11 protein-coding genes are annotated in these 13479 nt (G+C 49.8%); 2 read left to right on the top strand and 9 right to left on the bottom strand.

From position 1 onward, the window contains the following. Window positions 1-141: 141 nt before the first annotated feature. Window positions 142-867, bottom strand: coding sequence for a hypothetical protein (locus tag HRH59_RS11345; protein ID WP_173501375.1), 726 nt, complete (start codon window positions 865-867; stop codon window positions 142-144). 173 nt (window positions 868-1040) lie between these two features. On the opposite strand from HRH59_RS11345, the gene HRH59_RS11340 reads away from it, so the two are divergent. Further along, complete coding sequence (locus HRH59_RS11340; RefSeq protein WP_173501374.1) at window positions 1041-1643, top strand: DUF938 domain-containing protein; 603 nt, start codon at window positions 1041-1043, stop codon at window positions 1641-1643. A 4-nt stretch (window positions 1644-1647) separates the two neighbouring features. On the opposite strand, the gene HRH59_RS11335 is transcribed toward HRH59_RS11340, so the two are convergent. The 3 genes from HRH59_RS11335 to HRH59_RS11325 all read right to left on the bottom strand — a co-directional run bounded on the left by HRH59_RS11335 (window position 1648) and on the right by HRH59_RS11325 (window position 4481). Continuing rightward, window positions 1648-2559 carry a GGDEF domain-containing protein gene (locus tag HRH59_RS11335; RefSeq protein ID WP_173501373.1) on the bottom strand — a complete coding sequence of 304 codons (912 nt, stop codon included), beginning with the start codon at window positions 2557-2559 and terminating at the stop codon, window positions 1648-1650. Between the two features lie 14 nt (window positions 2560-2573). Further along, window positions 2574-3119, bottom strand: coding sequence for a methanogen output domain 1-containing protein (locus HRH59_RS11330; RefSeq protein ID WP_173501372.1), 546 nt, complete (start codon window positions 3117-3119; stop codon window positions 2574-2576). A 138-nt stretch (window positions 3120-3257) separates the two neighbouring features. Then, on the bottom strand, window positions 3258-4481 hold the full coding sequence (locus HRH59_RS11325) for a GNAT family N-acetyltransferase (protein WP_173501371.1): 1224 nt from the start codon (window positions 4479-4481) through the stop codon (window positions 3258-3260). Between the two features lie 147 nt (window positions 4482-4628). Here HRH59_RS11325 and yghU point away from each other — a divergent pair, with 147 nt between their 5' ends. Continuing rightward, window positions 4629-5468, top strand: coding sequence for a glutathione-dependent disulfide-bond oxidoreductase (gene yghU / locus HRH59_RS11320; protein WP_173501370.1), 840 nt, complete (start codon window positions 4629-4631; stop codon window positions 5466-5468). Window positions 5469-5516: 48 nt separating this feature from the next. Here yghU and HRH59_RS11315 read toward each other — a convergent pair whose 3' ends face one another. The 5 genes from HRH59_RS11315 to HRH59_RS11295 form a co-directional block, all read right to left on the bottom strand. Then, window positions 5517-6338, bottom strand: coding sequence for a MipA/OmpV family protein (locus HRH59_RS11315; RefSeq protein WP_173501369.1), 822 nt, complete (start codon window positions 6336-6338; stop codon window positions 5517-5519). Beyond that, window positions 6335-7651 carry an ABC1 kinase family protein gene (locus tag HRH59_RS11310; protein ID WP_173501368.1) on the bottom strand — a complete coding sequence of 439 codons (1317 nt, stop codon included), beginning with the start codon at window positions 7649-7651 and terminating at the stop codon, window positions 6335-6337. Before HRH59_RS11310 ends, HRH59_RS11315 begins: the two co-directional genes overlap by 4 nt. Before the next feature lie 85 nt (window positions 7652-7736). Further along, window positions 7737-9038 (bottom strand): ribonuclease J, encoded by a 1302-nt coding sequence (locus tag HRH59_RS11305; RefSeq protein ID WP_173501367.1) that lies wholly within the window; start codon window positions 9036-9038, stop codon window positions 7737-7739. A 91-nt stretch (window positions 9039-9129) separates the two neighbouring features. Continuing rightward, window positions 9130-12225 carry an efflux RND transporter permease subunit gene (locus HRH59_RS11300; RefSeq protein WP_173501366.1) on the bottom strand — a complete coding sequence of 1032 codons (3096 nt, stop codon included), beginning with the start codon at window positions 12223-12225 and terminating at the stop codon, window positions 9130-9132. Further along, window positions 12222-13277, bottom strand: coding sequence for an efflux RND transporter periplasmic adaptor subunit (locus HRH59_RS11295; RefSeq protein WP_173501365.1), 1056 nt, complete (start codon window positions 13275-13277; stop codon window positions 12222-12224). Before HRH59_RS11295 ends, HRH59_RS11300 begins: the two co-directional genes overlap by 4 nt. Window positions 13278-13479: the final 202 nt, after the last annotated feature.

Below are 13479 nucleotides of genomic sequence, written 5' to 3'. Positions count from 1 at the left end.
ACTTTTGACGTCAGTTATTTTTAGGGGGTATTACCATTCCCTTAACTAAAAATAAAAACGGGGCTTAAGCCCCGTAATTCAAACGTCCATTATGTTAAGTCTTATTAAATGCTACCGCCAAGTATAGCCTGACGCTATAGATTAAAGTTTTTCCGCATTTCGGCTTAGTTGAGCTGAAATATTATCGTTAAGCTCAAGCCAGCTAAAGTCTTTACCCCAGGCTTTTTTAAAGGCTTCATTACCTTGCACGTTGTCCAATATCTCCTTTAAATCAAATACCTTAGAAAAATTCTCTTCATTTACGTCATAGTTTGACCAGCCTCTTACACTGAGCTCAGTGTATTTCAGGTAGCCTGACTTAAAGTCTTTAGCGGCGGCAACAAAATCTTTATTGCTGGTAAACTTCTCAGCTATTAATGCTTTTTCAGCATCGCTGAGTGAGCCGGTAACTTCCGGTTCGCCTGATTGATTAATTGACAGGCCCCAATTTTTACCGGCTAAAGAAGGCAGTTCGCTGGCTATCTCTGCCATGATCTTGCCATATTGAGAGAACATTTTTTCAACAGACTTGGATACCTCACCACTTGGCATATAAAGGTTGGCGCTTGCCCTGGAAATAGTAGTTACTTCTTGTTCTTCGGCTTCTTTGGTCAACCCGGCACCAACCATTGTTATTGTTATCGTCATCGCCCTGTTGTAAACCGGCTCAGCTTCCTGGTGTTCACCTTTGTGATAAATGTCCGCGGCCAGGCGCCCAAGCTCGCTGTTTAACTGCTCTTTACTGTTTAGCGGTTTGTTGACTTCAATGGCAGCACCGTTCGATATAATTTTCGATGCCGGATCTGTATAGGAGGAGTTAACTTTCACATCACTTACCTTGCAGCTTTGGTTATTAACTTGTTGTCGGCAAGCTATCTTTTAACTTTAGTTACTTTTAAAATCAGAACCTTCCGGCGTTGAACTCATTCACTTGTTTACTGCAAAGATGTTACTCTTGTGCACGTTTAATCTCCTTAAAAACGACAAAGGTTGTACAAACTATGCAAAGCGATCTGCCCTTCTCGCAAGCCTGTGAAAACAACAAAGCGCCGATTTTAGCGCTGTTGCAACAGGCATTTGCCAATTGCCGCAATGTACTGGAAGTGGGTAGCGGTACCGGCCAACATGCTGTGCATTTTGCTGCCGGCATGCCGCATCTTAACTGGCAGGCATCGGATCAAGCGCTGTATTTGCCTGATTTAACCGAGAGGCTGCGCCGCGCAGCGTTGCCTAACCTGCCCTTGCCATTGCTGTTGGATATTCGCGACGCGGCGGCGCCAACGGTTAAAGGTTATGACGCCGTGTTTAGCGCCAATACCCTGCATATTATGCCGTGGCCGGTAGTGCAGCAGTTATTTGCGCGCTTAAACGACTTTTGTACAGCAGAGGCAACGTTGTGTATCTATGGCCCGTTTAACTATAACGGCCGTTTTACCAGCGACAGTAACCGCGCCTTTGATGCCAGCTTAAAAAGCCGTGACCCGGCGATGGGTATTCGTGATATAGCCGCGGTGGTTGCTTTGGCCGGCGCCTCAGGCTTCAGCTTACAGCAGGATCACAGCATGCCGGCAAATAACCGCCTGCTGCAGTTCATACGTAGTTAACATGTCAATCTTGATGAACTATTACCATGTTTTTTCCGCTTCGTTTCGCTGTGTATAAAGCTGCATCACAACATCTTATTGTCTCATCAAGAGACTGCTGCAATGAACATACGCCTATACTTACCGTGACATAAATATCAGTAGAGCCGTATATAAAAGTGTTAGACGCAATTGATGTTCTTATCCGGTCGATTATGATCAGAGCGTCCGTCACGTTTATATTACGCAAAAACAACATAAACTCTTCGCCGCCCCAGCGGGTAGGAATATCTTCATTGCGGCTGTTGTTTGTTAGAATAGCAGCAACCTGCGCTAAAACGGTATCGCCAGCCTCGTGGCCGTGAACATCATTAATTTTTTTGAAATTATCAATATCAAGCATAACCAGGCAACCTGCGCTTGTAGAGTTAACCAGGTTGTTGTAGCCTCGCGACGCTACGCTATAAAAGTGACGTCGATTGTAAAGCCCCGTTAGCTCGTCTTGGTGTGCATGACGATATTCCACTTTTAAATGCTGATTAACTTGTTGCATATGTTGTTTTAGATCTTGAAATTGGAAATCCATATTGCGCATTTTGGGCTCAAGCCTGATCAAAACAGCGTAAGGTTTTGTGACGGCGTTCTCACGTATACCGCAGAGATGTGTTGTATAACGACGAAACTCATTATTAACCGGCAGATTAATATTGCCTTTTACAATCCCCGTTTGAATGGTACTTATGTGAAACCACTCAACAAATTGTTGATGATGCGTAGTTAGCCAATTAACAACATTATGGCTAAAGTCGTACTGAAAAGTATTAAAGAGAGAATTAGCGGAAGAGTTACTTTGTACTACTTCACCAGCAGTTGTACATATAAAAATAGCCTCCTTAAAGCATTCGATTATACCATCAGCAGAATTGATAATAGGCAAGTCAGCCTCCTTTCCTACTGACGGTCTGAGGTAGTATCCTGAAAATATTCGCGTGCAGAATTATCTTCCGCTTGCTCATAAACCAAGTGAATAACTATTCGGCAACGCCCATCAGATTTTGCAATTGTCTCATCCAGCTCGACTTTAGCATAACCAAGATTATCTGCAGTAATTCGGCCAAAAACATTCGAAGTCATCATACATAAAGAGGGTTTGCCAATAACTTTATCACCAAAAGGACAGCGAGAATTTAAAAGAACAATCTTATCCGGACTCAATGAATCAATTTTAAAATTACCATCAATACGATGTTTTAAATCTACCAAAACACGGGCAACGGTTTCCAAATCGAAACTTTCATTTACACAAGACGCTGTATGGTAGTCAGCATTCAAAAGCTTTCCTATTCGGGTACCAACCAAACTGATAAAACCTTCGGCATCCTCTAAACCAACAACATCTTCAAGAGTTTTACTGAGCTGACTGACTAATTGCAGTAAAAAAACCTCTTTACTGTGTTTTACAGGTAAGTTTTCAACCTGGATTTTAGATGCAGCCATCAAATATTAGCCCGTTTCACTTGAGTCAGATTAAATGATAGAAGTAAAAAACGATTACGCCACTTAATATCTGTTAATACCTAATTAACGTTATAGATGGCTCACTTGATAAGGCCTGTTAAAAATTTCTTGCATATTTTACCGATCCGGCATGTTACATTGCTTTTTGATATAAGGAAGCTTCAAAACAGCCTCAGTTTGATAGTGCCGTAGCTGGCAAGTTTCTTTTTCAAAATAGCCTGCAATAGCCCCGCTTAGCGGCGTTTCTGCAAACAAATAGCTGCCATAACGCATTACCGGCGCAAAACCGCGTTTAAGTTTATGCTCGCCCTGGGCACCGGCATCAAAGTAGCGCAAACCATGCTGAATACAGTATTCAATACCCTGGTAATAGCACAGCTCAAAATGCAGGTGCTCTGCATCGATAAGCGCGCCCCAGTAACGGCCGAATAAGGTATCGCCGCTTTTAAAACACAGCGCGGCGGCAATCATGCTCTCTGCTGTGCTCTCTGCCATACTCTCAGTATTGTGCTCTTCAGATGGGCCGGCAAAAGCGGCAAATACCACTATGTTGCCGGGCATCATTTGCGCCAATGCCATAAAGCTTTGTTCGCTGATATAACCCCGATGACCGGAGCGCTTTAAATAGGTCGCCTGGTAACAGCGGATCACCGCTTGCCAATCCGCAGCGCTAAGTTCGTCGCCATGCAGGGTTTTAAGGGTAAAACCGGCTGTTTTGCTACGTTCTTTACGAAGTTGTTTGCGCTTGCGACCGTCAAGTTGCTGTAAAAAATCGTCAAACTGATGATAACCGGCGTTGTGCCATAAAAACTGCACATCATGCCGGGCTAAAAAGCCCTGCTCTGTCAGGCTTTGCTGTAATTGCGCGCTGCTGTACAGCCACTGCACGCTGCAAAAATCCTGTGCTGCAAGGCGCTGCTTTAGTGCAGCACAGATATGCGGCAACAGGCTGTCGGTAAGGTCGCGGCTGAGCACGCCAAACCTGGGCCCGGTAACCGGCGTAAACGGGATGGCCGCTATCCATTTCGGGTAATACGGCAGCTGATACTGGCGGTACGCATCGGCAATTTGCCAGTCGAACAGGTATTCGCCGTATGAGTGGCTTTTAATATAGCCGGGTACCGCAGCCAGTAAAACGTCGTCCTGCCACAACGTAAGATGTTGGCTCTGCCAGCCGCTATGATGCAAAGCAGCGCCGGCACCAACACTGCCGCCCTGCTCCAGCGCCAATAAAAACGCATGCCGGCAAAACGGATTTTTGTCGTTGTTATCGTTGGTAAACAAAGCATCCCACTGCTGCGGCGATACCTGTGTCAGCGAATTAAGCCATTTAAGCTGCATAGCGGTTAGTTGGTTTGGTTATCTGGTAGAACAAAGTGGTATGCATGTTACTTGTCAGCCTCTTGAGATATTTTGCCTGCGTAACTATATCCTGTGTAAGTCTGTTCATCGTATATATATTTTCAACGCCCGGTTTAAGGAGCCATTATGAGCCAACAGTATACCCCGCCCAAAGTCTGGCAGTGGGACGCCGAAAATGGCGGCCAGTTTGCAGCCATTAACCGCCCGGTAGCCGGTGCGACGCATGACAAAACCCTGCCGGTTGGTAAACAGCCGTTGCAGTTATACTCTCTGGCAACGCCTAACGGCGTTAAAGTCAACATTATGCTGGAAGAATTACTGGCCGCAGGACATAAAAACGCTGAATACGACGCCTGGCTGATCAGTATTAAAGACGGCGAGCAGTTTGGCAGTGGCTTTGTTGAGCTAAACCCTAATTCTAAAATTCCGGCGCTGCTGGATACTACCACCGGTACCAGGGTGTTCGAGTCCGGCTCTATATTGTTGTACCTGGCGGAAAAGTTCGGTGCCTTTTTACCCAAAGACCACGCCAAACGCACCGAAGTGCTGAACTGGCTGTTTTGGCAAATGGGCAGTGCCCCCTTTGTTGGGGGTGGCTTTGGCCACTTTTATGCGTACGCCCCGGAAAAGTTTGAATACCCGATAAACCGTTATGCCATGGAAACCAAACGCCAGTTAGACGTGTTAGATAAACAACTGGCTAAGTATGAGTTTGTCGCCGGCGATGAATACAGCATTGCCGATATGGCCATTTGGCCGTGGTATGGCGGTATAGCGTTAAACCGTGCTTACAATGCAGCAGAGTTTTTAGATACCCAAAGCTACACGCATTTAATGCGCTGGGCAAAACAGCTTGATGCGCGCCCTGCGGTTAAACGCGGTTACATTGTTAACCGTAACTTTGGCGACGGGCCGCAACTGCCTGAACGTCACAGCAACGACGATTTTGCGGCCTTTAAACTGTAATGCATCAGTAGCGGTTTATCACCGGCGCCGCAATGCAGCGCCGCCGGTTTAATAGGCTACTTTTTGCGCCGACTCTGCCCAGATATAGGTTACCCCAACACCAAATGACCAGCCGCTGCGCTCTACTAACAGCGGGCTGTCGGCATTTTTAGCGCCCTGTGTCGACTCATAACGGCCAAAACCAAAGCCACGCCATTTGGGCGTAAATCGTTTGCCAACACTTACAGAGCCGCGCAGCGCAATTAAACCGCCTTGTGCATTAAACAATGGCCGGTTTGGCGTTACATCGGCGGCGGATACCTGATAAAAGTAATCACTGAGCTTTTCACTGCCAAACACTGCGCTGGCACCCAATGCATAAAAGGTACCCTTTGCTGTGGTGATATCGGCATACAGGCCGGGTTCAAAACTGACACCGTTATAATTAAGGCTGTTGCTTAAATCAAATACGGCACGCAGCGGAAAATCAGCCCGCACTCTGGCGCCAAATACATCTTCACTTAAGGTCCAGCGTAAGCGCGGGCCGGCTTCTATTAAGGTACCTAAGTTTTTCATACCGTCACGCACGGCAATATCGGTGTCTGACGAGCCCAAAGAGCCGGCAAAACCCACATCCAGCTCTAAACTATCGGTTTTAAACGCTCTTAAGCCGACATTATCGCGATCGGCGCGCAAAATATCACCGCGATACACCAGGTAGGGCAAAACAAAATTGCGCCGCACCAGTTGATCGGAGCCCGGATACGCCAACTGATTAACATTAATGCCCACTACACCAGCTTCCCACAACGGTAATGCCGGCTGTTCTGCCGACAGCGGCAGGCAGATTAACGTGGCTGCCGCGACAGCAGAACGGTAAAAAAGCGTCATTCAGCCTCCGGTGCTAAATAAGGTTGCAGCAGCCCGCGCACATTAACGCCGGCATTAAGTTTGGCCGCTAACAAATATAAACCGGCAATTTTGCGGTGCAAAAACAGCGCATCAACCGGTGGCGTATGCCAGTAGTCTTGTTTCAGGCTTAATGCAGTGCCGGCATCGCGCAGCCGGCGGGCCAGATCGCTCTGGCCAAAATCAAACCGCTGTTGTTTTAACGGCTCACAGGCCAACTGCACTAAATTAATGACAGCCTGCTTTTGCCCGGGCTGAATATGCTGACTAAAAAAGCCGATATCTGTCAGGGCCTTATCTATTGCGTGCTGGTCATCAATAATAGCAGCCGCAAATAAATTACGATACGCGTTACTAAAAGCCGGCGGATAATCGCGACAGGCTCCAAAATCCAGTAACACCAGTTGCCCCGTTGCGCGGTTATACAGGTAATTGGCGAAATTCGGATCCGTTTGCACCAATTTAAACTCAAACAGCTCTCGAAAAAACAGACTGAACAGCAACTGCATTACCCTGTCACGTTCTGCCTGGCTATCCTGTTGTAAAGACTCTATTGCCACCCCGTCGACATAACTCATGCACAGAATATTGGCGGTACTGATCGCCATAAACGGCTCGGGCAATAAATAGGCATTATCGTGCTGCAAAAAATCACGATAGCGCTGCAAGTATGCCGCTTCCGATAAATAATCGGCTTCGTTTTTAAGTTGCAGTTTGGCCTGCTGTAACAGGCTTTGGTAATCTACGGCTTCAGGCAACAAACCACTGATGCGCAGCAAGCTGGCGACATTGTCCACATCGCTGTCGATGCTGTCTTTTATACCCGGGTATTGCACCTTTACTGCCAGCCGGGTGCCGTTATCATGATAGGCCAGGTGTACCTGACCGATAGAAGCTGCTGCCAGCGGCTGATAGCTGAAATCACTGAAATGTGACAGCCAGTTTTCGCCCAGTTCAGTGCGTAATACCTGCGTTAGTTGCTTTGGCAACATCGGGTTGGCGCCGGCGCGTAAGCGGGCCAAAATATCGCTCAGCTCCGGCGGTAACATGTCCCCGGCGTCCATTGACAGCAGCTGCCCCACTTTCATCGCTGCGCCACGTAAATGCGCTAGTTTGTCGGCGACACGGCGCACATTAGCGGTAGTAAGTAACATACCGGCTTTAGTGGGTCTGTTACCCTGAGCCAGCTGACGCGCGCCCTCGGCCACCATACCGCCGGCAACCCGACTTGCTAACGACGCCAAATTACCCAATCGCGACAACCGGTTTACCGGCACTTTAGAATCTGAAGACATAACCACCTGCAATAATATGACCACTACTCAACATAGGTTTATTTAACAAAACTACCTGTGATTACGTAAGTTTTCGCTGTTAAGCTCAGTGTTGTTGTATAGCAATGCGCCCTGCCTTGGTAAACCCCGGCCATAGGCGCGGTGTCGGTGCCAGCACAAATAAATCGCCGTTTAAACCGGTAAGCTGCTGCGGCACGCCGGCAGCTTTGGCGACTGCCGCATTAGCCGCTAAGTGCGCTGCCTCGCCATGCACCGGTACCGCGATTTGTGGCTGTACCCAACGATACAGTAAATCCAGCTCACCGCGGTTCGGGTGTCCTGATACATGCACCGGCAGCTCAGTATCGTGGCTTTGTAAGGTTTGAATTTTGCGGGCATGAAACTTCTCTACCAACCGGCTGATCAGCATTTCATTGCCGGGAATGATGATAGAACTGAAAATGACCAAATCTCCCTGCTCCAGTAACAACAGCGGATGGTTATCATCTGCCAGCCGGCTAAGGGCAGCCCGCGGTTCGCCCTGGGAGCCGGTGGCAATAACCAGTACTTCTTCTTTGGGCAGATAACCAATATGCGCCGCGTCTACCACGGTAAGTTCATCCGGCCAGTAACCGGTAGCACGGGCGGCGCCTACCATATTATTCAGCGAACGGCCAAGCAGTGCCAGGTAACGACCGGTTTTTGCCGCAATGCGCGCCAGTGAAATAAGCCGGCCAACATTGGAGCTAAAGCCGCTAACCACCACTCTGCCGCTTGCCGCCTTGATCACCTGATGCAATGCCGCCGCGCAGTCTGTTTCTGAGACAGAAAACCCGTCGCGCAGCGCATTGGTGGAATCGCACACCATAGCGGTAATATTGTGCTGTACCAGTCGTTTAAATACTGCATCTTTAAAGGCACGGCCAACAATGGGGCCGGCATCCATTTTCCAGTCTGCGGTATGAAATACGTTGCCGGCAGCCGTTTTAATCAGCAGCGCATGCGGCTCAGGAATAGAGTGGGTAATTGCCAGCCAATGCAAACAAAACGGGCCGACATTCAGCGTGGCCCCGCTTGCTATCTCTATCAGCGGCATTTTATCCAGCAAGCCGGTGCCGGCCAGTTTGCGGCGCAATATTTCCGCGGTAAAGGGCGTGGTATACACCGGGCAGTTAAAGCGTGGCCACAATTGTGGCAAGGCACCGATATGATCTTCATGCGCATGGGTAATAACAATGCCGCATAAGTTTTCTTTTTGCGCACTGATAAAGCCCGGATCAGCCGCCAATACTTCAGCTTGCATAACATTTTCTGTGCCATCGCGCTGCGGTGCCAGCGGGCTGTTAAAGGTTACACCGCAATCCACCATCAGCCAGCGGCCGGCATGACCATACAAATTCAGGTTCATGCCTATTTCGCCGGTACCGCCAAGCGGCAGAAACCATAAGTCTGCCTCACCCGGCGTTGCCGCTGCACTTATGCTGTTAATAATATTCTCCTTAAGCTTGCTCTAATTGCTCCGCCTGGTCTAACTCGGTTTGCAAGCGTGTGGTTTCATCTGCCCGCGGCTTAGCAAACCGGGCCAGCGCCAGATACAGCACCGGGGTTAAATACAGCGTAAACACCACCGCAATGCCCAGGCCGCCAAAAACCACCCAGCCAATAGCATTGCGGGCTTCGGCGCCGGCGCCGCTGGATAAAATTAACGGCAGACCGCCAAGCAAGGTAGATAACAACGTCATAATAATCGGCCTTAAGCGGATGGCAGCGGCTTGTTCTACTGCTTCGCGTACTTTATAACCCTGGTCGCGCAGTTGGTCGGCAAATTCGACCAGCAGAATAGCATTTTTTGCCAACAAACCTATCAGCATCACCAGGCCGATTTGCGAGTAAATATTGATAGAGGTGCCGGTTAAAAACAGGGCAAACAAGGCTGCAGCAATACCAAAGGGTACGGTAGCCATTACTACTACTGCACTGTTCAGGCTTTCAAACTGCGCCGCTAACACCAGCAGTACAATAATAAACGCCAGCACGTAGGTTAGCGTGACTTCGCGGGCGGTCTCTTCAAAGGTTTGCGCTTCGCCTAAAAACACCAAACCAATATTGGCCGGTAAATGTTGCTCTGCCAGGGCACGCAATTGTTCTACCACCTGCTGAATAGACAGCCCGGCCGGCAATTGCATTTCCATCTCGATAGCACGGCGCTGTGCCTGACGCTCAAGCTCAGCGGCTACGCCCTCTTCTGAAATGTAGGCCAGGCTGGATAACGGCACTAAACTGCCGTTGTTTGAGCCGACATACAAATTCGCCAGGTCGGTCGGATCTTTAACCTGTGTCGTGTTAGCCTGAAGAATAACGGGGATGGCCTGATCGCCTACGTTAAGATCCGCTAAATCATCACCATTAATGGCAACCCGTAAGGTCGCAGCTATATCGGATAAAGGCACCCCCAACTCTTCTGCGCGACGCCGGTCTATATTCACCCGTAACTGTGGTTGAGTTGGCTGATATGAAATTCGCGGCATGCCAAGTTCCGGCAATTGCTGTTGTATCACCTTAGAAAACGCCTGGGCTGCAGCAAAAATACCGGCATAACTTTCACCGGTAAGAGCCAGCTCAAGACCACCGCCCTGACCGCGCAAATTCAGGCTGTTTGAGCCAAAAGCCCGTGCCGGCGCCCCGGGGATAGCCGCCAGCGGACCACTGATTTGGTTGATAATCTCTTGTTGTGAGGCGTCGCGCTCGCTCCAGTTTTTTAACGGCACGGTAATAAACACTAAATTGGGGTCCCATTGGCCCACCACGGTGTAGATGGAGTCGATATTACCGCCGTTAACGTAAGGCAATAAAATATCTTCCATTTTGTCAGCCTGGCGGTCCATAAAGTTTAAGCCGACCCCATCCGGACCGCGGGCAAAAATACGGATACTGCCGCGATCTTCCGCCGGCATCAGTTCATTATCCAACACGGTATACAGGCTTATCGCTGCGACAGCCGCCACCAGGCTGGCGATAAACACCCACCAGGCTTTATCCAGCGCAACATGCAAGCTGCGCCGGTAACCGGCCAATACGCTGTTACCAATGCCGGCAAACTTATTGCGGCTGTGTTGTTTCAGCGGCAGCCGGGCAGTTAAAGCCGGCACCAGCGATAAGGCCACAAAAGAAGAAATAATCACTGCTATGGCCAGCACACCACCGAACTCACGGAATAAGCGCCCCGCCGTTGATGGCAAAAAGGCAATCGGCACAAATACCGCCACCAACACCGCCGTGGTGGCCACCACGGCAAAAAATACTTCGCGGGTACCGATAACTGCGGCAGCCCGCGCGCCCAGGCCCATACTGCGCCGGCGCTGAATATTTTCCGTAACCACAATGGCGTCATCTACAATTAAACCGGTGGCCAACACCAGCGCCAGTAAGGTCAGAATATTAATCGAGAAGCCCATTAACCAAATGGCTGCCAGCGCACCTATCAGGGACACCGGTATCGATAAGGCCGGTACTATAGTGGCGCGGCCGGAGCCGATAAACAGCCACAGCGTGGCAACAACCAGCGCAATGGTCAGCAATAATGAGGTGATAACCTCTTTTACCGAACCACGGATAAATTCGGCATCATCCGAAGTTACCTGGATTTGCAGCTCGGGAAAGCGGCTTTCCAGGTGCTTTACCATTGCTAAAACTTCATCGGATATTTCAATAGTATTAGACCGTGCCTGGCGGATCACGCCCAAACCTATTACCGGCTTGCCATCCAATCGCACCAGGCTTTGCGCGTCAGCCGGGCTAAAATACACCGTGGCCACATCACCGACACGGGTATTACCACTGATAATAATATCGCTAACCTGCTCAGCGCTGACAGACGTTGCATCAGCACGCACAATCAACTGCTGATCGGTAGATTTCATGCTGCCGGCCGGCACGTCAAACGGCGCTTGACGCAGTGCGGCCGCAACATCCGTTACCGCCAGATTAAAACTGGTCAGGCGCAGTGGATCAAGCACGACCCGCAGTACCCGTTCACGATCGCCGTTCAGCCGCACATCGGCTACGCCGGGAATGCTTAAAAACAACGGGGCCAAATCGGTTTCTACCCGTTCGGTCAGGGTTTCCAAATCCAGCGTTTCGCTTGATACTGCCAGGCTCACCACCGCTTCAGCATCATTGTCTGCTTTGATAATGGCCAGCCTTTCAACAGCTTCAGGAAGTTCGCGTTGCACGCGGCTGACAGCCTCACGGGTTTCGTTGGCGGCATCATCGAGGTTTATGCCCGGACGAAACTCAACCCGTACCCGTGAGCTGCCTTCTTCACTGGAGGCATTAATCGATTTAACGCCGCTAACGCGGGCTACCGCGCCTTCCAGTTTGCTGGTGACTTCGGTATCAACGGTTTCCGGTGAGCCGCCGGGAAACGATGCCGTAACTGACACTATAGGCCGGTCAACATCGGGTAGTTCACGTACTTCAATGGCATTAAGCGCGGCAAAACCGGCAATAATAATCAGTAAATTAAGTACAACAATCAGTACCGGGCGGCGGATAGACAGCGAAGGTAAATCGTTTTGTGGTAACGGCCGGCTCATAAGCTGCGTTCCCTGGCTGCAGTAAGCGACTCTGCTGACAACACCGCATTTACTGCCTGGCCCTCACGCAGCGTTTGTACCCCCTCGATAATCAACTCATCTCCCGCGCTCAGCGCACCGGATACCAGTAAGCGGCCGCTTAAACGCTGGCGAATTTGTACATCGACCCGTTTTGCTGTGCCATTATCGGCCAGCCATACATAAGCACTGGTAGCGCCCCACAGTAAAGCGGCTTCAGGTATCACTGCATATTCTTGTCCGGCCAATTGCAGTATTACCCGAAAGCTCATGCCGGGCCGGTATAAATCCTCTTCGTTATGCAGTAACGCCCGCACGCGGATGCTGCGGTTAAGGCTGTCGATGCGCGAGTCAACTTGCTGAATATCAGCGCGAATACGTTGCCCAGCTGCTTGCCAGGGTTCCAGCTCAACACTGGCATTACCTTGCAAAATAGCTAAAGCCGCTTCAGGCGCACTAAAGTTAATAAACAGCTGTTTACGGTTATCGATAGTGGTAATGGCGCTTTGCTGATTAATCCGATCGCCCTGTTCAATGTCAGTCAGGCCGACAACGCCGGCAAACGGCGCCCGCACTGTTCTGTCTTCCAGCTCTGTTTTTGCTTCAGCCAGTTGCACTTGTATCAGGTCTCTGGCTGTTATAGCGTCGTCCAGCTCGCTCTGGGCAATAGCGCCGCGCTTGCGACTTTCCTGCAGCCTGGTAAGAGTGCGCTGCGCATCAGCCAATTGAATACTGGCCCGGTCCAGCGCAACTTGCTGGCGCCTGGAGTCCAGTTGCAGCAAAATATCACCACGTTCTACATATTGGCCCGGCACAAAATTTACCGCGGTAACTTTATCGCCTACCGCCGGATACACCACCACTGACTGCACCGCTTCTGCGGTACCTACCGCCTCTACCCGGCTGATTTGCTGCTCAAAACTAACCGGTGTGGTAATTACCTGCGCGGCACGGCCGGAGCCGGCAACTTGCGCCTGCAACGGCGTTAGTGTTAACAGGGCACAAAGCCAGGCGGTTTGGCGTATCAACGTCATTTAAAGTCCTTTAACTTAGCTGGTTATGTTTTCGCGGCTTACTATACGGATGTTCGCTTTGGCCTATCAACGATATTTACCATACGTTTACCCGGCGCAGAGCTTTAGCATGTAGCTAATATACGGCTTTAGCGCCGGCACGATCAAAAAAGGCTGCTCATACACGATGAACAGCCTTTATAAAAGGTCAGGCTACCGTTTA

Origin of the sequence: Rheinheimera lutimaris (assembly GCF_013283795.1) — a bacterium.
GTDB lineage: Bacteria > Pseudomonadota > Gammaproteobacteria > Enterobacterales > Alteromonadaceae > Alishewanella > Alishewanella lutimaris.
The sequence above is the reverse complement of the archived record's forward strand: the minus strand, read 5'-3'. Positions and strand labels throughout refer to the sequence as shown.

What these genes read in the sequence shown, in the direction of transcription:
- HRH59_RS11340 (WP_173501374.1), top strand. Translation starts at nt 1,041, where the DNA reads ATGCAAAGCGATCTGCCCTTCTCGCAAGCCTGTGAAAACAACAAAGCG.
- HRH59_RS11330 (WP_173501372.1), bottom strand. Translation starts at nt 3,119, where the DNA reads ATGGCTGCATCTAAAATCCAGGTTGAAAACTTACCTGTAAAACACAGT.
- HRH59_RS11325 (WP_173501371.1), bottom strand. Translation starts at nt 4,481, where the DNA reads ATGCAGCTTAAATGGCTTAATTCGCTGACACAGGTATCGCCGCAGCAG.
- yghU (WP_173501370.1), top strand. Translation starts at nt 4,629, where the DNA reads ATGAGCCAACAGTATACCCCGCCCAAAGTCTGGCAGTGGGACGCCGAA.
- HRH59_RS11315 (WP_173501369.1), bottom strand. Translation starts at nt 6,338, where the DNA reads ATGACGCTTTTTTACCGTTCTGCTGTCGCGGCAGCCACGTTAATCTGC.
- HRH59_RS11310 (WP_173501368.1), bottom strand. Translation starts at nt 7,651, where the DNA reads ATGTCTTCAGATTCTAAAGTGCCGGTAAACCGGTTGTCGCGATTGGGT.
- HRH59_RS11305 (WP_173501367.1), bottom strand. Translation starts at nt 9,038, where the DNA reads ATGAACCTGAATTTGTATGGTCATGCCGGCCGCTGGCTGATGGTGGAT.
- HRH59_RS11300 (WP_173501366.1), bottom strand. Translation starts at nt 12,225, where the DNA reads ATGAGCCGGCCGTTACCACAAAACGATTTACCTTCGCTGTCTATCCGC.
- HRH59_RS11295 (WP_173501365.1), bottom strand. Translation starts at nt 13,277, where the DNA reads ATGACGTTGATACGCCAAACCGCCTGGCTTTGTGCCCTGTTAACACTA.